This is a genomic window from Pseudomonas sp. WJP1, assembly GCF_028471945.1.
In the GTDB taxonomy this organism is placed as follows: Bacteria; Pseudomonadota; Gammaproteobacteria; order Pseudomonadales; family Pseudomonadaceae; genus Aquipseudomonas.
This window is the reverse complement of the sequence record NZ_CP110128.1, coordinates 727,547-747,188: the sequence shown is the minus strand read 5'-3', so window position 1 is coordinate 747,188 and position 19,642 is coordinate 727,547. Positions and strand designations below refer to the sequence as shown.

Below are 19,642 nucleotides of genomic sequence, written 5' to 3'. Positions count from 1 at the left end.
AATGTGTACCCGTATTACCAAAAGTTCACTGAGAGTAATATCTGATCCTTCAAATCATGCCTGAACAACAATGACTAGAAGGGAACGCGATGGCGGATGAAATCTTGCAACAGGGCACACTCAAGCGGGGGTTGAAAAATCGTCATATTCAACTGATCGCATTGGGTGGCGCCATTGGCACCGGGCTGTTCCTGGGCTCTGCCGGGGTGCTCAAATCCGCCGGGCCGTCGATGATCCTCGGCTATGCGATTGCCGGGTTTATCGCCTTCCTGATCATGCGCCAGCTGGGCGAGATGATCGTCGAAGAACCGGTGGCCGGCTCCTTCAGTCATTTTGCCCACAACTACTGGGGTAGCTTTGCTGGCTTCCTGTCCGGCTGGAACTACTGGGTGCTCTATGTGCTGGTGGGCATGGCCGAGTTGACGGCCGTCGGCAAATACATCCAGTTCTGGTGGCCCGAGGTGCCGACCTGGGTCAGTGCGGCGGTGTTCTTTGTACTGGTCAACCTGATCAACACGCTGAACGTGAAGATCTTCGGCGAGATGGAGTTCTGGTTCGCGATCATCAAGGTCGTGGCCATCATCGGCATGATTGCCCTGGGCTGCTATATGCTGTTCAGCGGCACCGGCGGCCCGCAAGCGGCGGTGAGCAACCTGTGGAGCCACGGCGGTTTCTTCCCCAACGGCTACAGCGGTTTGCTGATGGCGATGGCATTCATCATGTTTTCCTTCGGCGGCCTGGAGCTGGTCGGCATCACCGCCGCTGAAGCCAGCGAACCGAGAAAGGTCATCCCCAAGGCGATCAATCAGGTGGTGTACCGCGTGTTGATCTTCTACGTTGGCGCCCTCACCGTGCTGCTATCGTTGTATCCGTGGGATCAACTGCTGCAAACACTGGGCGCATCGGGCGATGCCTACAGCGGCAGTCCGTTTGTGCAGATCTTCGCGTTGATCGGCAGCGACACTGCCGCGCAGATTCTCAATTTCGTGGTGCTCACCGCCGCGCTGTCGGTCTACAACAGCGGCGTGTACTGCAACAGCCGCATGCTCTACGGCCTGGCCGAGCAGGGCGACGCACCGAAGGCGCTGATGAAGCTGAACAAACAGGGCGTGCCGTTGCGGGCGCTGGGCGTATCGGCACTGATCACCATGTTGTCGGTGCTGGTCAACTATGTCGCCCCGCATGAAGCGCTTGAGCTGTTGTTCGCCCTGGTGGTCGCTTCGCTGATGATCAACTGGGCGCTGATCAGCCTGACGCACCTGAAGTTTCGCAAGGCCATGGGCCAACGCGGCATCGTGCCGAGCTTCAAGTCGTTCTGGTTTCCCTTCAGCAACTACCTGTGCCTGGCGTTCATGGCCGTGATCATCTACGTGATGTGGATGATTCCGGGGATTCGCGCCTCGGTCTTCGCCATCCCGGTCTGGGTGCTGATCATCTACCTGTTCTATCGGGTGCGTATGGCCAGGCATCGGAACTTGCCAGTGGCCCAATAACCGCCAAATAACGCCCCTGTACGATGAGTACCGGGGCGTTTTTTATTGGGTGGGCCAGATGCCCGAGCGTTTCTGGACACCTCGATGTCGAGCACAGACAACTGACACCCCGGCAGGCCCTATAGGGTTCGACTTCAGCTCTCCCCCAACGCCGGAGTCATCATGACCGCACCGATTACCGTTCTTCGCGACACCCATCCGCTGCCCGTACTCGACGCCTGCAAATGGGAAAAACTCGAAGGCGACCCGCACACCGTCAACCTCAACGCCTACACCAGCGAAGATGGCAGCAAGATCATGGGCACCTGGATCTGCACGCCGGGCAAGTGGTACGTGGAATACGTGAAGTGGGAATACTGCGACTTCCGCGAGGGCTACTGCATCATCACCCCGGAAGGAAAAGAGCCGATCCACCTGCGTGCCGGTGACATTTTCGTCATTGAGCCGGGGATGAAAGGCACCTGGGAAGTGGTGGAAACCGTGCGCAAGTATTTCGTGTTTGCCTGATGCAAAAAAAACGGGAAATCACCCGACGTGATTTCCCGGTCAATGTATCGAATCGTTTTATTGCGGCTTGCGATAGCTGTTGATGATCGCCGAGAAGTCACTGCCGCCTTCCCCACGCAGGCTCATCGCCTGATACAACTGTTGCGCCACCGCGCCAAGCACCACCGGCTGGTGCGCCTGACGGGCCGCTTCCGTGGCCAGCCCCAGATCCTTGAGCATCAGCTCGGCGCCGAAGCCACCGGTATAGCCACGCGAGGCTGGTGCCGTTTCGACGATGCCCGGCCACGGGTTGTACATCTCCGAACTCCAGCAACGTCCGGTGGAGCTGTTGATGATGCCCGCCAGCACCTTGGTGTCGATACCCAAGGCATCGCCCAGGGCCATGGCTTCGCTGACGCCGACCATGGAGATCCCCAGCAGCAGGTTGTTGCAAATCTTGGCGATCTGTCCCGTGCCGACTTCGCCGCAATGGACGATGTTGCGGCCCATTTGCGCCAATACCGGTTGCAAGGTCGCGAACAGTTCCGGGGTCGCACCCACCATGAACGTCAAGGTCCCCGCCGCGGCGCCACCGGTGCCACCGGAGACTGGCGCATCGGCCATGGCCACGCCCTGTTTGGCAGCGGCGGCCGCCACGTCACGGGCGGTCTGCGGATCGATGGTGCTGCAATCCACGGCTGGCACACCCTTGCCGATTCCGGCGAGCACACCGTCTTCACCCAGCCAGACGCTACGTACATGCACGGCAGCGGGCAGCATGGTGATGACCATTTCCGCACCTTGCGCCGCCTCACGGGCCGAAGCGCTGATGCTGCCGCCCAGTTGCTCAAGCTCCGCCAGCACGGTCTTGTTCAGGTCGACCAGGCGCAGCGAATGGCCGGCCTTGATCAGGTTGCGCGCCATTGGCGCGCCCATGTTGCCGAGACCGATAAAAGCGATGTTCATGTCCGGCTCCTTATTAACGCAGGTTGATCGTGGTGTTCACACCGTCGTTGACGCTGTCGTCATCGAACCAGCGGCTGGTGACGGTCTTGGTCTGAGTGTAGAACTGCACCACTTGCTTGCCATATGGGCCGAGGTCGCCGAGCTTGGAGCCACGGGAACCGGTGAAGCTGAAGAACGGGACCGGCACCGGAATCGGGATGTTGATGCCGACCTGGCCGACGTCGATTTCGTTCTGGAACTTGCGCGCCGCCGCACCGGATTGGGTGAACAGGCCAGTGCCGTTACCGAACGGGTTGGCGTTGACCAGGGCAATGGCCTCGTCGAGCGTATTCACTTCCAGCACGACCAGCACCGGACCGAAGATTTCCTGGGTGTAGATCTGCATGTCAGTGGTCACACCGGAGAACAGGGTCGGGCCGACGAAGTTGCCCTTCTCGTAACCGGGAACGGTGATTTCGCGACCATCGAGCTCGAGTTTCGCGCCTTCCTTGATGCCGCTTTCGATCAGGTCGAGAATTCGCGCCTTGGCCTTTTTCGAGATGACCGGACCCACATCGGTGCCCGGCTCGCTGCCAGCATTCACCTTGAGTTTCTGCGCCAGCGCTTTCAAGTCTGGCAGCCATTGCTTGGCCGCGCCGACCAGCACCACCACAGACGTGGCCATGCAGCGTTGACCGGCCGCGCCAAAACCGGCGCCTACCAGCGCATTCAGCGCCTGTTCGCGATTGGCATCGGGAAGCACCACGGCGTGGTTCTTCGCGCCCATCATCGATTGCACGCGTTTGCCGTGCTTGCCGGCCAGGTCATAGACGTGGGTTCCGACCGCGGTCGAGCCGACGAAGGAAACCGCCTTGATATCCTTGTGGGTGCAGAGCGCATCCACCACATCCTTGCCACCGTGCACCACGTTGAGCACGCCAGCCGGAACGCCGGCCTCGATGGCCAGTTCCACCAGCAGCATGGTCGACATCGGGTCCTGTTCGGACGGCTTGAGCACGAAGGTGTTGCCGCAGGCGATGGCCATCGGGAACATCCACAGCGGAATCATCGCCGGGAAATTGAACGGAGTGATGCCAGCGCAAACGCCAATGGGCTGACGCAGGGTGTAGGTATCCACGCCGCCCGCCACGTTTTCAGCGAACTCGCCCATTTGCAGGCTGCCGATGGAGCACGCGTGTTCGACCACTTCCAGGCCACGGAAAATATCGCCTTCTGCGTCGGCAATGGTTTTGCCCTGCTCGGCGCTCAGGACTGCAGCGATGCGCTTGGAATGTTCACGGATCAACGCCTGGAGCTTGAGCATGATGCGCATGCGCGCGCCGATCGGCGTCAGCTTCCAGGTCTGGAAGGCGCGATGGGCAGCACTGATGGCGGCGTCGACTTCTTCAGCGGTGGCAAACGGCACCTTGGCCAGCACTTGCTGGGTTGCCGGGTTGATGATGTCGTGCCATTCAGTGGTCTGGGATTCGACCCACTGGCCATCGATCAACAGCTTGACCTTTTGCACGGTAGTTTCGTTAGGCGTAAGCGAAGCGTTCATGTGGGTCTCCGAATCTTTGTTTTTATTCCAGGAGCCAGGGCGAAAAGTCACCCTGTGATAAGACGTGTGCCGCGAATTGGTGATCGGGCTGTTTTTGGAGTATAGATGTGCAAACTTCTAATAAGAACGCACATAAAAGCCGGTCCATCATGCAAAAAAACATCACGTCTCTAGGTTCGCTGAACTGGGATGACCTCAAGTTTTTCCTTGAGGTCTCCCGTACCCGCAAGGCCAGCACCGCGGCCAAGCGCCTGGCCGTCGACTACACCACCGTGTCGCGACGCATCAGTTCACTGGAAGCTTCGCTGGGCACCTTGCTGTTCGAGAAATCGCGGACCAGCGGCTTTGTCCTGACCGCCGAAGGCCAGCGCCTGATGGGCTATGCCGAGTCGATCGAAAGCACGCTGCACATGGCCTGCGAGCAGGTCTCGGGGTCCGGGGTGGCGTTGTCCGGCCATGTGCGCATGGGCTGCACCGAAGGTTTCGGCAGCTTTTTCATTACCCCGCAACTGAGCCATTTCGTCGATGCCTACCCTGCAATCTCGGTGGACATCCTGCCGCTGCCGCACTTCATCAGCCTGTCCAAGCGCGAGGCCGACATCGTCATCGCCCTGGAACGCCCGGAGCACGGGCCCTATGTCTGCTGCAAGCTGACCGATTACCGCCTGCAGCTGTATGCGACCCAGCAATACCTCGACAAACACCCGGCGATCCGCCGCCCCGCCGACCTGGGCAAGCATGCGTTCATCAGTTATGTCGACGACCTGGCGTTCAGCTCCGAGCTGCTGTACCTGGCCAACGTGCTCCCCGGTGCCAGCGCCAATTTGCGCAGCACCAGCGTGATCGCGCAGTTCGTGGCCGCGCAGCAAGGACGATCGCTGGCCATCCTGCCGTGTTTCCTTGCCGCCCAGGACCCGCGGTTGCTGCCGGTGTTGCCGCAGGAAATCAACATTACCCGGCAATTCTGGATGTACTGCCGCGAGGATTTGAGGAAGCTCAAGCGGATTACCCTGTTGTGGGATTACATCCGCGCGGTGACTGAGCAGAATCAGGCCCTGTTGATGGGGGTCAGTCGACAAATGCAGTTCGCCGACTGAGGACCTTCAAAAACGCTCAGGTTGTAACCGGTTGGTGGCCAGCCACTTTCCTGGACAACGTCTTGCCAAAAGCAATCCACCATTTTTCATAATAGAAGGTGGATATATGCGCGGTGATGAAAATTGCCGCGAACAACAACGGACGCTTCAGATATTTAACGACAGTATCCCCGCTACCCAGCCAGGTATGCGCCAGCAACGGATGAACAACGTAGAGTGCGTAGGAGATGGTGGCGATATAAAACAAAATGCGGTTGTTCAGAACATGGGCAATGAATGTCCGGCCATTGAGTAACGTGCTTCCCACCATTGCTGCAGCAATATAGGGGCGCAAGTAGTTCATGAAACCGCCGTCAGGATGACTGGACACCACAAACAGGGCGAATAAAGCTATTTGCACGACCAGCATTTGTGTCGGCGCTTTCACAAGGTTGCTGCCCAGTCTTTTGTGATAGATCAGCGCCAGTATGCAGCCAGACAGTATTTCATCAATGCGGTAATAGGTATTGATGACGACATGGGCATCATTCATGACCCGGTAGGTCGTGACGGCGATGGCGAGAAAAGGGATCAGCACCATCCACCTTTTCCTCATCAGAACGACCAGCAAAGCGATGGCCAAGTAAAACTGGACCTCCATGCACAAACTCCATAGATGGCCGTTTATATTGCCAAGCCACATGGGTGGCCAGTTGGCAACGAACAAAAAGTTTGCGATGTAGAAATCCGGAGGGCTGCTCATCATAGGCAAAACAATAGCCATGTATAGCCAGGCGAGCGGCACAATGCGAAAGAACCTGCGAATCAGAAAATCAATGACGCTGTCGTTATTGAGCAGAAAACTTGTTATCAGGAAACCCGACAACGTAAAGAATATAGCCATGCCCATGACGCCAGCGGCGGAATTCAACTGCAAAAACTTTGGGCCAAGTGGTAGCAAGTGACACGCCAGGACCAGCAAGATACTTATGCCGCGCCATCCATCAAGTACGTTTAATCGAGAGCCTGCTACGGAACTATCACTCATATTGGCATTCGCTCTTTGGATATGAAAACCCAATAGTCGTAGCAGTGAAAATCTCATGGAGCCAGACCATTCAAGCCTGAAGTCTAGGCCACCTTTTGAGCTTTACACTTCACGCCACGATAAAATTTTGTCGCGAGCCAGTGGCTGAATAACTGGTTTTTTGACGTTGCTTTCATGGCGTGAAGTGTATCGTCCACTTTTTGGCAGATGCGCTGCGAGCGCTGTCAGTCGCTCGCCTCCTTGAGTTCCAGCATCAGACCGCTCAAGCGTTTGACCCGACGCCGCACCGCCTCTTCGAAGACGCCTGAGCGAGGTTCGATCAATGTGAACCAGTCCTTGGCCCGGGTGATGCCGGTGTAGATCAGCTCCTTGGTGAGCACCGGGTTCAGGGCGTCGGGCAGGATCAACGCGGTGTGGGCGAATTCCGAGCCCTGGGACTTGTGCACGGTCATGGCGTACACGGTCTCGACATCATTCAGGCGGCTGGGCAACACAAAACGCACACCGCCCTGTCCGTCGTTCCTCGGGAAGGCTACCCGCAGCACCGGTTTCCCGGCCTCGGGCCCCTCGCGCTCGGGAAGCTTGAGGGCAATGCCGATGTCGCCATTCATCAAGCCCAGGCCGTAATCATTGCGGGTCATCAGCACCGGCCGACCTTCGTACCACTGCTGGTCGCTGTCGATCAGCCGAGCCTTCAGCAAGGCGCCGGTCACCCGCTGGTTCAAGCCTTCCACGCCCCAAGGGCCTTTGCGTACGGCACACAACAACTGGAAGGCATCGAATGCCTGCAGCACCTGCCGGGCCCAATCGGTCCAACGCGCGTCTTCAAGGGGACAATCGATTGCTGGACGCTGGTTGCGCAGCAGGCTCAAGTAGTAGCGGTAACCTTGCGGCCCCTCACCGTGACCTTCGAGCAACAGACGCTCCAGCGCCCGGTCCTGTTCATTACGCAGGGACAGGCAGAACACATCGTCGTGGCTTCGCGCCGCCAACAATTTCCTGGCTTGCGCAGGCTGTTGCTGGTTCACCCAACGGGCCAGCTGGCCAATGCCGCTGCCTTCGCCGAATCGCCGCGAGTGGCGCAACATCACCACCTGCTGGGCCAGCGGATGGGTGCCTTGGGTATCTTCTTCTAATCCGCTGGCGTCCAGGCTTTCGCCACTAACGGCCTGCAGCCAGTGGAGAGTCTGCGGGCTATACCAGCCCGCTTCGGCGTCGCGACACAGATCGCCCAGCACGGCACCGGCCTCCACCGACGCCAGCTGGTCCTTGTCACCCAGCAGCACCAGGCGGGCATGAGCCGGCAGTGCGTCGAGCAGGTTGGCCATCATTTCCAGGTCGATCATCGACGCTTCGTCCACCACCAGAACATCCAGCGGCAAGGGATTGCCGGCGTGGTGACGGAAATGCCGCGTCCCCGGACGGCTGCCCAGCAGGCGGTGCACGGTGGTGACATCAGAGGGAATTTTATCGCGGATGGCTTCAGAGACTTTCAGCGTGCGCACTTGCGCACTGATGGATTCGGTCAGCCGCGCCGCGGCCTTGCCGGTGGGCGCGGCAAGACGAATGCGCAGCGGCTTGCCCGCCTCTACCGCCGGGGCCTGGAGTAAAGCGAGCAAGCGCACCACCGTGGTGGTCTTGCCGGTTCCCGGGCCGCCGGTGACGATGCTGAAAGCACTGCGCGTCGCCAGGGCGCAGGCGAGTTTCTGCCAGTCGATGACCTCACCGGGCCTGGCCGGACCGAACAGCCCCGTCAGGCGCTGCAACAAATCATCCGGTGCGCTCTCATGCACTGCAAGGCGCTCACGCAAGGCATTGTCGATACGCCGCTCGTAGGCCCAGTAGCGCCGCAGGTACAGGCGCTTGCCGGCCAACACCAGGGGCCGCTGTTGCACGCTGTCACGCTCGTCCGCAGCCAATGCAACCAGGCTGCTGCCGGCCAGCGCCTTGCACCAATGGGCGCCATCCAGTCCTTCCAGCAGCTGCGAAGGTAGCAACATCGCGCCACCTTGCAGGTCGCCTTCCGGTGGCAGCGACAGGGCGAAATCGGGCTCCTTGAGGGTCTCGAACAGATCCAGGCACACATGCCCGTGCCCCAACTGGTGACTGGTCAATGCCGCCGCCAGCAGCACCAGCGGATCGTCATCCGGGGCCAGCTCGTGGAGAAAGCCGACGAAGGCCTTGTCCAGTGCTCGCAACCAGCCGCGCTCGACCCAGCGCGTGAGCAGCAGCAACAAGTCTTCGGCACGACTCAATGGGGTGAGTTGCGCCAGGCTGTCGGCGCTCAGTGGCGTCGACAGCACATCGGCGAAGGTACGGTTCATAGCAGTACTCCCTGTTCCCAGGCGGGTTCGACCCTGGGCTCCGGCTTGCCTTGGAACAGGCGGTCTAGTTGCTCGATCAAGGCCCGGGGCGGGCGGGCGAAAAATACGCCCTGGCTTGGCGCACGGGTACCGCGCAGGAACAGGTACAGCGCCCCTCCGACATGCCGGTCGTAATCGTAATCGGCCAGCCGGGCCTTGAGCTGGCGATGCAGGGCCAGCAGGTACAGCACGTATTGCAGGTCGTAGCGGTTGTCGAGGATCGACTGCTCCATGGCCTGCTCGGTATAGGCCGCGTCGTCGACCCCGAGCCAGTTGGATTTGTAGTCGGCGACGTAGTAGCGGCCGTCATGTTCGAACGTCAGGTCGATGAAGCCCTTGAACATGCCGTTGAGCATCACCGGTTCGGCGGCCACCCGCGGCACGCCGTTGTGGGTGTATTGGCACACCAGGGCATCGAGCTTGAGTACATCGACCTTGTGGCTGGCGAACCAGAACTCCATCTCGACCCGGTACTGGGCCAACTGCCCGAATATCACCGGAGCCTCGTCGCTGCCCAGCGGCAAGGGCGACTTGAGCAGATGCTGCAACCATTCACTCAGCGTGCTGATCCAGCCTTCCCAGCCACGGCGGTTGCAGCGACGGCCAATCGCATCTTCCACGGCTTGTGGGGTGACGGCGAAACCTTCGTTGCCTGCCCATTCGAGCAAGCCATGGAGAAAGGTGCCCGGGTTCGGGCCACGGGGGAATCGATGGATATCGGCACCACCGGCCACCATCTCCCGGGGGGCATGCGGGTCGAGACGTTCGTCATCGAAGAGTTTCTGTGCCTGCGGGCTTTCGGGTGCCTGGTCACTGCCAATGCTCAGGCTGTCGCCGATGCGCAAGGCGCTGTAAGAGGCAATCCACCAGTTTTCACTGGCCTTGCGTTGCACCGTCAACGGCGCCAGCAACGCGGCGGTATTCTGCGGTGGATGGTAGTGCTCGGTGGTGGCCTCGGGAATTTCGCCATAGCCCATCGACGGACAGCCCTGTTGCAGGTCTCGCAACCAGGCCAGCAAACCCGCCGACTCGTTCAGGCAGGCACCACCGCCCAACAGATAGCCCAGTGCCGACAGGTGCAGCACCGAACTGTTGCCGTTACCACGCTTGAGATCCGCCACACCGAGCCAGCAGGCGTGCTGCGCCCGGGTCAGGGCCACATACAGCAGGCGCAGGTCTTCGGCCAGACGCTCGTCATCGGCCAGGGCAATCAGTTCGGCCGTGGGGTTCAAACTCACTTGGGCCTTGCCCGCGGCGTCGTGGTAATGCAATGGCAGGCGGCTGCCATCCACCGGTTTGGCCGAGCAAATGAACGGCAGGAACACCAACGGGTACTCCAGCCCCTTGGACTTGTGGATGGTCACGACCTTGACCAGTTGCTCATCGCTTTCCAGGCGCAGGATCTGCTCTTCCCCCGCCTGGCCCGACAAGGCCAGGTGTTCGGACAAATGCCGGATCAAGGCCTGCTCGCCGTCAAGTTCAGCGGCCGCCTGTTGCAGCAATTCGGACAGGTGCAGCAGGTTGGTCAGCACCCGCTCGCCATCGCTACGCGCCATCAATGCCTGGGGCAGCCTGAAGTCATGCAGCAAGCGTCGCAGCATCGGCAACACACCCTGTTTGCGCCAGAGTTCGCGATAATGGCGGAACTGCATCACTCGCGCTTCCCAGGCCAGTTCGTCCTGGTTCAACTGTTCCAGTTCGACCAACGACAGGTTCAGCGTGATGCTGGCCAATGCAGCGCGCAGTGGCCGCTCGACGTCCGGCTCGGCACAAGCCTTGAGCCAGGTCAGCACGTCGTGGGCTTCCTGCGCGGCGAACACCGAGTCCTTGTCCGACAGGTAAACGCTGCGCACACCTCGAGCAGCAAGCTCGGAACGCACCGCCTGGGCTTCCTTGCCGTCGCGCACGAGGATGGCAATGTCCGAGGGCATCAGGCCTTTCAGCGCCTGGTCGTCACGCACGAGCCCGGCAACGCCTTGTTGCCCGCCGTTGAGCAAGGCGGTGATTTCACTGGCGCAGGCGGCGGCCAGTTGCTGGCGATAGACCGCACCGGACATCGGCTGCTCGGCGGACAAGTGCCAGATGTTCAACGCCGGTACTGCCTGATGATTGATGCGCAGGACTTCTTTGCGCCCCTGGGACTCGACAGGCAGGAACGGCACCGGGTTGTCGCCGTTTTTTTCCCGGAACAGAAAAGCCCCGCGCCCCGACTCGCGAGACTCGGCATAGTCGAACACATGGTTCACGGCACTGACCATGCCATGGCTCGAACGGAAGTTGGTGCCCAGGGTATGCAGGCGGCCGGTGGTCGCCTGACGGGCACGCAGGTAGGTATAGATGTCGGCGCCGCGGAAGGCGTAGATCGCCTGCTTCGGGTCGCCGATCAGGAACAGTCCGCTCTCGGGACTGTTGTCTTCAATGCGGTAGATGCTCTCGAAGATCCGGTACTGCACCGGGTCGGTGTCCTGGAATTCGTCGATCAACGCCACCGGGAACTGTTCGCGGATCAAGCTCGCCAGGCGCTCGCCGCCATCGCTTTGCAGCGCCGCATCCAGGCGCAGCAACATGTCGTCAAAGCCCATTTCCGCACGACGGCGCTTTTCCTCTTCGAAACGCGCCCCCACCCAATGGGCAGCGTGTTGCAGCACGGCGGCATCGGGCGTCGGCAAGCTATCGAGACAGGCCTTTAGCGCGGGCATCGCGTCCAGGCCCGGATGATCCGGGGCGGGGCCCTTCTTCCAGGCTTCGGCCATGCCGTCAGGGGTCAGTCGCGTGAAGCCGGTACCGATATCCAGTTGCTCAAGGGACTCGTCTTCGGCCCAGGCTTTGATTTTCTCGAACCAGGGCTCGAAATACCGCGCCTGCATCTTGCGCCCGTCGACGCTCTTGCTGGCGACACCTTCGTGACACAGGGCCAGCAACTCGTCGGCCCACTGGCTCCACGGCCTCTTGAGCTCGAGCAAGGCGGCTCGCCGCGCCTGCAGGCATTCGCTGATCAACTGCGCCGGATCTTTATCGCTGAGGGTGTCGCGCTCACTGGCGAACAACCCGCGGATTCGCGGCAACAAGGCCGCGGGCCCGCCCCAATTGCTGCGCACCCAGTTCAACGCATCGCCCTGCATCGGATAACAGAACAGCCGCCAGTAGTCGCGCAGGACTTCACCGAGCAGATCGCTGTGGTCGGTTTCCAGGGTCTGGGTAAACAGGCTGCCGCTGTCAAAGGCGTGCTCGCGCAACATGCGCTGGCACCAACTGTGGATGGTCGACACCGCCGCCTCATCCATCCACTGCGCGGCGATGTCCAGGCGATTGGCGCAGCCGGGCCACTGCTCGGGTGCGTATTGTTCACGCAACTGGTCGATCAGCCCGTCGGGGGCCGGCGTTTCGTCGCGGAAAAACCGCGCGGCTTCTGCCAGGCGAGTACGGATACGTTCGCGCAGCTCTTTGGTGGCGGCATCGGTAAAGGTCACCACGAGGATCTGTGGCGGCAGCAGCTCACGTCCGAAACCACTGGCGTCTGCACCATGGCCCAGGACCAGGCGCAGGTAGAGTGCGGAAATGGTGAAGGTCTTGCCGGTCCCGGCACTGGCCTCGATCAGTTGGCTGCCACGCAGCGGGAACGCCAGGGCCAAGGGTGTCTGGGTGGTCATGGGCGGTTTTCCTCACTGGACACTGAACGCCAAGGGGCCTCGATCAGCGGTCGATACAGGGCGTCGCACCAATCGGCGAACGTCTCGTCGGCGACCAGGGCGTCGTAATCGGCGAACTGCCGCGCGAGCGCCACGCTTTCGCGGCGCTCACCGTCAGTGGTCAAACCGTCCCCCTCATAGGCCTTGCGGGCAGCGGCCTGGGCTTTGACCGGATCGGTTTGCCCAAGCCAGGCGAAGGCGGTCTTGACCGCAATCGGCAGCGGCTGGCGCATGCCTGATTGCCAGGCCTGCAACAGATCACCCAGGGTGCGCAAGGCACTGTCCTGTGCAATCGGGTCGAGCAGCAAGCTGTCGTCACTGGCCACCAAGGCAGTGGTCATCGGCATGCCGCTGGCGCACGCCACCAGATGGTTGACCCACGGCCGTGTCAGCCGATGCCATTTGCGGGCCTTGATCGAACCGATGCTGTTGGGGATCGTCGTGACCGCCAGCAAGCCACCGTCAGCACGCTGATGCAGGCCGCTGAGCCAGCCCTCGATACGCAGGTCATCCACTTGCAGATTGACTGGCAGGGCACTGGTCAGGGGGGTTGGCCACAAAGCCAGGAGCTGTTGATAACGTGCAAGCAGATCCGGCAAGGGTTCGATCAGCTCGCGCTGCAGGCATTCGCCAAATCCCGCCATGGGCAGCAGCCCACTGTTTTGCAGGCGACTGGCGTGCGCCTCCAGCACCCGGTCGCTGTTATCCAGATCTGCCAGTGCCGCGCCGAGCAAACTGTCGCTCAGGCCATAGCGTTGCAAGGCATCGAGGACAAAGGGTTCTTCATCGGCCAAAGGCGCTTCGGCCGCTTCAAAGAACACTTTCAATCGCTGGCTGAAGAAATGCCGCACCGGGTTGCGCAGGAAATCCTGCAGCTGCCCAAGACTCAGCGGCTCCTCCTGGACGTGGGCATCGAGTATCGCGTGGCCAGGCGCTGGCCCACTGGCTTGATGGAGTACCTGCCACTCACTGGCATAGCTGAACAGGACATCGCCCTGATGGAAGTAACGGGCACTGAAGGGTTGCAGCGGATGCTCCTGGGTCATGGACTCAAGCAAGTCTTGCTCGGCATCGTCCGATCGCCAACCGCTGGCCAGGTGGTCACGGAGCTGGCCGATCAACACCGATGCCGGGCGCTCGCTGTTATCGCGAATGCTGCGACCGACCCAGCTCACATAGAGTTGATCGCGTGCAGACAACAAGGCCTCCAGCAGCAAGTAGCGGTCATCCTCACGCCGCGAGCGATCGCCGGGGCGGTAGTCGCTGCCCATGAGGTCGAAGTCCAGTGGCGGCTGTGCCCGCGGGTAGTCGCCATCGTTCATCCCCAGCAGACACACCAGTTTGAACGGGATGGCGCGCATGGGCATCAAGGTACAGAAGTTAACCGCTCCGGCCAGAAAACGCTGGGACAACCGCCCCTGATCGAGCCCGGCCAGCCAGGCTTCACGGACCACGGTCAGCGGCAGTTCGTCGTGCAAGCCCACTGACTCACAGTTCTCCAGCCAGGTTTCACGCAACGTTTCCAGCTGCGTCAGCAAATACTCGTCGTGCTCGTTACTGGCCCGGAAGAACAGGGCCACCAATGCCTGCAAGCGCAGGCTCCATTGCTGGGGCGAGGCCGGTCGAGAGAGCTCGTGGTGGGCAATTTCCAGCGCATCCAGCAGCGCAACCAGCGGGCCTATGAGGGCAGCATCCAGACCACCGATCTCGTCGTAGGGTTCGATGCCGCCACAGGCACCGGAACTGCCAACGGCGTACCCGAGCAACATCCGCCGCAGGCCAAAACGCCAACTGTTTTGCTCCAACGCTTCAGGCAGGCCCAGGCCTGCACGCTGCTCGGCATTCATTCCCCAGCGGATGCCTGCTCCTTCGATCCAGCGGTGCAGGGTTGGCAGGTCGCGTTCCTCTACGCCGAAGCGCTCCCGGAGCGCGGGCACGTCCAGCAGGTCGAGAATCTCGCTGACCGGGAAACGGCTGTCCGGCAGCTTGAGTAGATGCTCCACCGCGATCAACAGCGGATCACGGCCGCGCTGCCCCTGGTCTGCGAGGGTGAAGGGTACGAAGCGCGGATCGTGGCGCTCCAGCTGGCCGAACACCGCGCGAATGTGCGGGGCATAGGCATCGATGTCCGGGACCATGACAATCACATCCCGGGGCCGCAATAGCGGGTCGGCGCTGAAGCGCGCGAGCAACTGATCGTGCAGGATCTCCACTTCGCGCTGGGCGCTGTGGGCAATGTGGAAACGGATCGACGTGTCTTTCTGCAGGTCCACGGCCGGCCAGTAGTCGCGGGTTTCGCCCAGTGGGCGCAACTCAAGGATGTCGTCCTGCAACTGGTTGAGCATGTGCAGCGGCTGGCTGTCACTGAACAGGTCGATGCGCCCGTCGCGAAACGCCGAACGATAGCTGTTGGGGTCGTCGTAGCTATCGAGCAGGTTGATGTAGTCCCGCCCCTGCTTGCCCCATGCGGCCAGTAACGGATGGGCGTGTTGATGCAGGGTCTGCGGGTCGAGCACGCCGGGCATGCCGCTCTTGCGGGCCTGACGTTTGTATTGATGGCGCAACAGGTCTTTGTCGGCGACGATGTCCGCCCAATGGTGACGGCAGGGGTTGTGCACGCACAGCAGAACCTGGCTGAACCGAGCCAGCCCGGCCAGGGCCTCAAGGGCTTGAGCGGGTAGCGAGGAAATGCCGAACACGATGACCCGGGACGGTAAACCGCTCGGCGCGACGTCGAGGCTGTTGATGCGCTCGATAAACCGCTGATGCACGCCGGCCCGGCTTTGCGCCATCCCTTCTTCACCGACATCCAGCAACAGTGCGCGCCACAACTCTGCCTGCCAGGCATTGGCCGCGGTCAGCGGCTTGGCTTCGCCCCTGCCGTTACGTAGCTGGTGACGACCTTGCGCCCAGTCTTCGAGCCAATCGGCGCGGTACACCTGGTACTGGTCGAACAGATCCGCCAGTCGTTCTGCCAGTTGATAGCGTTTGCGCAAATCGGGGTCATGGGTAAGAAACCGCTGTAGCGGCTCGAAGTGCGGCTGATTGATCAACTGTGGCAACAGCCGCATCAGGCGCCAAGTCAGGGGGGCTTTATCCAGCAGCGACTTGGCCGGGATTTCGTCGCGGCCCAGGACCATCCGGTAGAGCTGCCACATAAAACTGCCGGGGAGCTGCACATCGATGGCGGCGGCGATTCCGCAGCCGCCCATGTCGTCATCTTCAGCGTCTTCTGCCAGTGCCAGCTTCAGCCATTGCGCGATGCCGTTGCTCTGCACCAGGGCGATTTCATTTTCCAGGGGAGCCAGCGGGTAGCGCCGCATCCAGCTCACTACCAGGCTGCGTAACTCGTCCAGGCGATTGCCATGGACCACCATAAAACCAGCACTGAGGGACGTTGCGTCCGGCATAAAGGCTTCCTTGGAAAGCGCAAATCGAGGGAGGACTTTAACATTGAAGGCGATTGGCTTCATTGTTGGGGGGGTAGGAGCGAGCATGCTCGCGAAGAACCTGAGATCGCCGCGGGGGATCAGGCCTCCCGCGTCATCGTTGACGACCATCGCGAGCAGGCTCGCTCCCACAGAGGTGGGTTAGCGATTGGCCAGAAAGACAAAACCCCTACCTGCATGCGCAGATAGGGGTTTTGGAATTTAATCTTGACGATGACCTACTCTCACATGGGGAAACCCCACACTACCATCGGCGATGCATCGTTTCACTTCTGAGTTCGGGATGGGATCAGGTGGTTCCAACGCTCTATGGTCGTCAAGAAATTCGGGTACTGAGTCGTGGCCAGAGGGCCTCGCTTCAGCAAATTGGGTATGTGATAGCTCGGTGTTTTGTGAGATTCGAACTTTCGGTTCGTTTCGTCTTCACACACCGCAATCTGATGCTCTTTCGAGTAGTCAAATTGCTTGGGTGTTATATGGTCAAGCCTCACGGGCAATTAGTATTGGTTAGCTCAACGCCTCACAGCGCTTACACACCCAACCTATCAACGTCGTAGTCTTCGACGGCCCTTCAGGGGACTCAAGGTCCCAGTGAGATCTCATCTTGAGGCTAGTTTCCCGCTTAGATGCTTTCAGCGGTTATCTATTCCGAACATAGCTACCCGGCAATGCCACTGGCGTGACAACCGGAACACCAGAGGTTCGTCCACTCCGGTCCTCTCGTACTAGGAGCAGCCCCTCTCAAATCTCAAACGTCCACGGCAGATAGGGACCGAACTGTCTCACGACGTTCTAAACCCAGCTCGCGTACCACTTTAAATGGCGAACAGCCATACCCTTGGGACCGGCTTCAGCCCCAGGATGTGATGAGCCGACATCGAGGTGCCAAACACCGCCGTCGATATGAACTCTTGGGCGGTATCAGCCTGTTATCCCCGGAGTACCTTTTATCCGTTGAGCGATGGCCCTTCCATACAGAACCACCGGATCACTAAGACCTACTTTCGTACCTGCTCGACGTGTCTGTCTCGCAGTCAAGCGCGCTTTTGCCTTTATACTCTACGACCGATTTCCGACCGGTCTGAGCGCACCTTCGTACTCCTCCGTTACTCTTTAGGAGGAGACCGCCCCAGTCAAACTACCCACCATACACTGTCCTCGATCCGGATAACGGACCTGAGTTAGAACCTCAAAGTTGCCAGGGTGGTATTTCAAGGATGGCTCCACGCGAACTGGCGTCCACGCTTCAAAGCCTCCCACCTATCCTACACAAGCAAATTCAAAGTCCAGTGCAAAGCTATAGTAAAGGTTCACGGGGTCTTTCCGTCTAGCCGCGGATACACTGCATCTTCACAGCGATTTCAATTTCACTGAGTCTCGGGTGGAGACAGCGCCGCCATCGTTACGCCATTCGTGCAGGTCGGAACTTACCCGACAAGGAATTTCGCTACCTTAGGACCGTTATAGTTACGGCCGCCGTTTACCGGGGCTTCGATCAAGAGCTTCGCGTTAGCTAACCCCATCAATTAACCTTCCGGCACCGGGCAGGCGTCACACCCTATACGTCCACTTTCGTGTTTGCAGAGTGCTGTGTTTTTAATAAACAGTCGCAGCGGCCTGGTATCTTCGACCGGCGTGGGCTTACGCAGCAAGTGCTTCACCCTCACCGGCGCACCTTCTCCCGAAGTTACGGTGCCATTTTGCCTAGTTCCTTCACCCGAGTTCTCTCAAGCGCCTTGGTATTCTCTACCCAACCACCTGTGTCGGTTTGGGGTACGGTTCCTGGTTACCTGAAGCTTAGAAGCTTTTCTTGGAAGCATGGCATCAACCACTTCGTCACCTAAAAGGTAACTCGTCATCAGCTCTCGGCCTTAGAATCCCGGATTTACCTAAGATTCCAGCCTACCACCTTAAACTTGGACAACCAACGCCAAGCTGGCCTAGCCTTCTCCGTCCCTCCATCGCAATAACCAGAAGTACAGGAATATTAACCTGTTTTCCATCGACTACGCTTTTCAGCCTCGCCTTAGGGACCGACTAACCCTGCGTCGATTAACGTTGCGCAGGAAACCTTGGTCTTTCGGCGTGGGTGTTTTTCACACCCATTGTCGTTACTCATGTCAGCATTCGCACTTCTGATACCTCCAGCAAGCTTCTCAACTCACCTTCACAGGCTTACAGAACGCTCCTCTACCGCATCATCCGAAGATGATACCCGTAGCTTCGGTGTATGGTTTGAGCCCCGTTACATCTTCCGCGCAGGCCGACTCGACTAGTGAGCTATTACGCTTTCTTTAAAGGGTGGCTGCTTCTAAGCCAACCTCCTAGCTGTCTAAGCCTTCCCACATCGTTTCCCACTTAACCATAACTTTGGGACCTTAGCTGACGGTCTGGGTTGTTTCCCTTTTCACGACGGACGTTAGCACCCGCCGTGTGTCTCCCATGCTCGGCACTTGTAGGTATTCGGAGTTTGCATCGGTTTGGTAAGTCGGGATGACCCCCTAGCCGAAACAGTGCTCTACCCCCTACAGTGATACATGAGGCGCTACCTAAATAGCTTTCGAGGAGAACCAGCTATCTCCGAGCTTGATTAGCCTTTCACTCCGATCCACAGGTCATCCGCTAACTTTTCAACGGTAGTCGGTTCGGTCCTCCAGTCAGTGTTACCTAACCTTCAACCTGCCCATGGATAGATCGCCCGGTTTCGGGTCTATTCCCAGCGACTAGACGCCCTATTAAGACTCGCTTTCGCTACGCCTCCCCTATTCGGTTAAGCTCGCCACTGAAAATAAGTCGCTGACCCATTATACAAAAGGTACGCAGTCACCTAACAAAGTAGGCTCCCACTGCTTGTACGCATACGGTTTCAGGATCTATTTCACTCCCCTCTCCGGGGTTCTTTTCGCCTTTCCCTCACGGTACTAGTTCACTATCGGTCAGTCAGTAGTATTTAGCCTTGGAGGATGGTCCCCCCATATTCAGACAAAGTTTCTCGTGCTCCGTCCTACTCGATTTCATGACTAAGAGATTTTCGCGTACAGGGCTATCACCCACTATGGCCGCACTTTCCAGAGCGTTCCGCTAATCTCAAAGCCACTTAAGGGCTAGTCCCCGTTCGCTCGCCACTACTAAGGGAATCTCGGTTGATTTCTTTTCCTCAGGGTACTTAGATGTTTCAGTTCCCCTGGTTCGCCTCTTGCACCTATGTATTCAGTACAAGATAACCATCTTATGATGGCTGGGTTCCCCCATTCAGACATCTCCGGATCAAAGTCTGTTTGCCGACTCCCCGAAGCTTTTCGCAGGCTACCACGTCTTTCATCGCCTCTGACTGCCAAGGCATCCACCGTATGCGCTTCTTCACTTGACCATATAACCCCAAGCAATCTGGTTATACTATGAAGACGACATTCGCCGAAAATTCGAATTTCTCAATTAAGAGAACTCACAAATTTTACCTTAGCCTGATCCGTTACCAGTGAAAGTAACGTTCAGTCTATCTTTCTATCACATACCCAAATTTTTAAAGAAC

At 59.3% G+C, this 19,642-nt stretch carries 9 protein-coding genes and 2 rRNA genes; 3 read left to right on the top strand and 8 right to left on the bottom strand.

Annotated features, from left to right (window positions below; all coding sequences use genetic code 11):
* The first annotated feature begins 89 nt into the window (after positions 1-89).
* Together OH720_RS03310 and OH720_RS03305 are read left to right on the top strand one after the other, a co-directional pair.
* Positions 90-1,493, top strand: coding sequence for an amino acid permease (locus OH720_RS03310; protein ID WP_272604551.1), 1,404 nt, complete (start codon positions 90-92; stop codon positions 1,491-1,493).
* A 162-nt stretch (positions 1,494-1,655) separates the two neighbouring features.
* Positions 1,656-2,000 (top strand): cupin domain-containing protein, encoded by a 345-nt coding sequence (locus OH720_RS03305; protein WP_007946320.1) that lies wholly within the window; start codon positions 1,656-1,658, stop codon positions 1,998-2,000.
* Positions 2,001-2,057: 57 nt separating this feature from the next.
* On the opposite strand, the gene mmsB is transcribed toward OH720_RS03305, so the two are convergent.
* Both mmsB and OH720_RS03295 read right to left on the bottom strand, forming a co-directional pair.
* The gene (mmsB, locus tag OH720_RS03300) at positions 2,058-2,945 is read right to left on the bottom strand and encodes a 3-hydroxyisobutyrate dehydrogenase (RefSeq protein WP_272604550.1); all 888 of its coding nucleotides are present in this window, start codon (positions 2,943-2,945) and stop codon (positions 2,058-2,060) included.
* Positions 2,946-2,958: 13 nt separating this feature from the next.
* Positions 2,959-4,485 (bottom strand): CoA-acylating methylmalonate-semialdehyde dehydrogenase, encoded by a 1,527-nt coding sequence (locus OH720_RS03295; RefSeq protein WP_008063832.1) that lies wholly within the window; start codon positions 4,483-4,485, stop codon positions 2,959-2,961.
* A 149-nt stretch (positions 4,486-4,634) separates the two neighbouring features.
* Here OH720_RS03295 and OH720_RS03290 point away from each other — a divergent pair, with 149 nt between their 5' ends.
* Positions 4,635-5,582: a LysR family transcriptional regulator gene (locus tag OH720_RS03290; protein ID WP_272604549.1), complete on the top strand. Its 948-nt coding sequence runs from the start codon at positions 4,635-4,637 to the stop codon at positions 5,580-5,582.
* 16 nt (positions 5,583-5,598) lie between these two features.
* On the opposite strand, the gene OH720_RS03285 is transcribed toward OH720_RS03290, so the two are convergent.
* The 6 genes from OH720_RS03285 to OH720_RS03260 all read right to left on the bottom strand — a co-directional run bounded on the left by OH720_RS03285 (position 5,599) and on the right by OH720_RS03260 (position 19,480).
* Positions 5,599-6,609, bottom strand: a complete 1,011-nt coding sequence (locus tag OH720_RS03285; RefSeq protein ID WP_272604548.1) for an acyltransferase family protein — start codon at positions 6,607-6,609, stop codon at positions 5,599-5,601.
* A gap of 224 nt (positions 6,610-6,833) precedes the next feature.
* Complete coding sequence (recD, locus tag OH720_RS03280) at positions 6,834-8,933, bottom strand: exodeoxyribonuclease V subunit alpha (protein ID WP_272604547.1); 2,100 nt, start codon at positions 8,931-8,933, stop codon at positions 6,834-6,836.
* Entirely contained in the window at positions 8,930-12,622 is a 3,693-nt protein-coding gene (recB, locus tag OH720_RS03275) for an exodeoxyribonuclease V subunit beta (protein WP_272604546.1), read from the bottom strand. Before recB ends, recD begins: the two co-directional genes overlap by 4 nt.
* Positions 12,619-16,071: an exodeoxyribonuclease V subunit gamma gene (recC, locus tag OH720_RS03270; RefSeq protein WP_272604545.1), complete on the bottom strand. Its 3,453-nt coding sequence runs from the start codon at positions 16,069-16,071 to the stop codon at positions 12,619-12,621. The genes recB and recC overlap by 4 nt, the downstream gene beginning before the upstream one ends.
* A gap of 244 nt (positions 16,072-16,315) precedes the next feature.
* Positions 16,316-16,431: ribosomal RNA gene (gene rrf / locus OH720_RS03265) — 5S ribosomal RNA — on the bottom strand.
* 155 nt (positions 16,432-16,586) lie between these two features.
* A 23S ribosomal RNA gene (locus OH720_RS03260) occupies positions 16,587-19,480 on the bottom strand.
* Between the last annotated feature and the right edge of the window lie 162 nt (positions 19,481-19,642).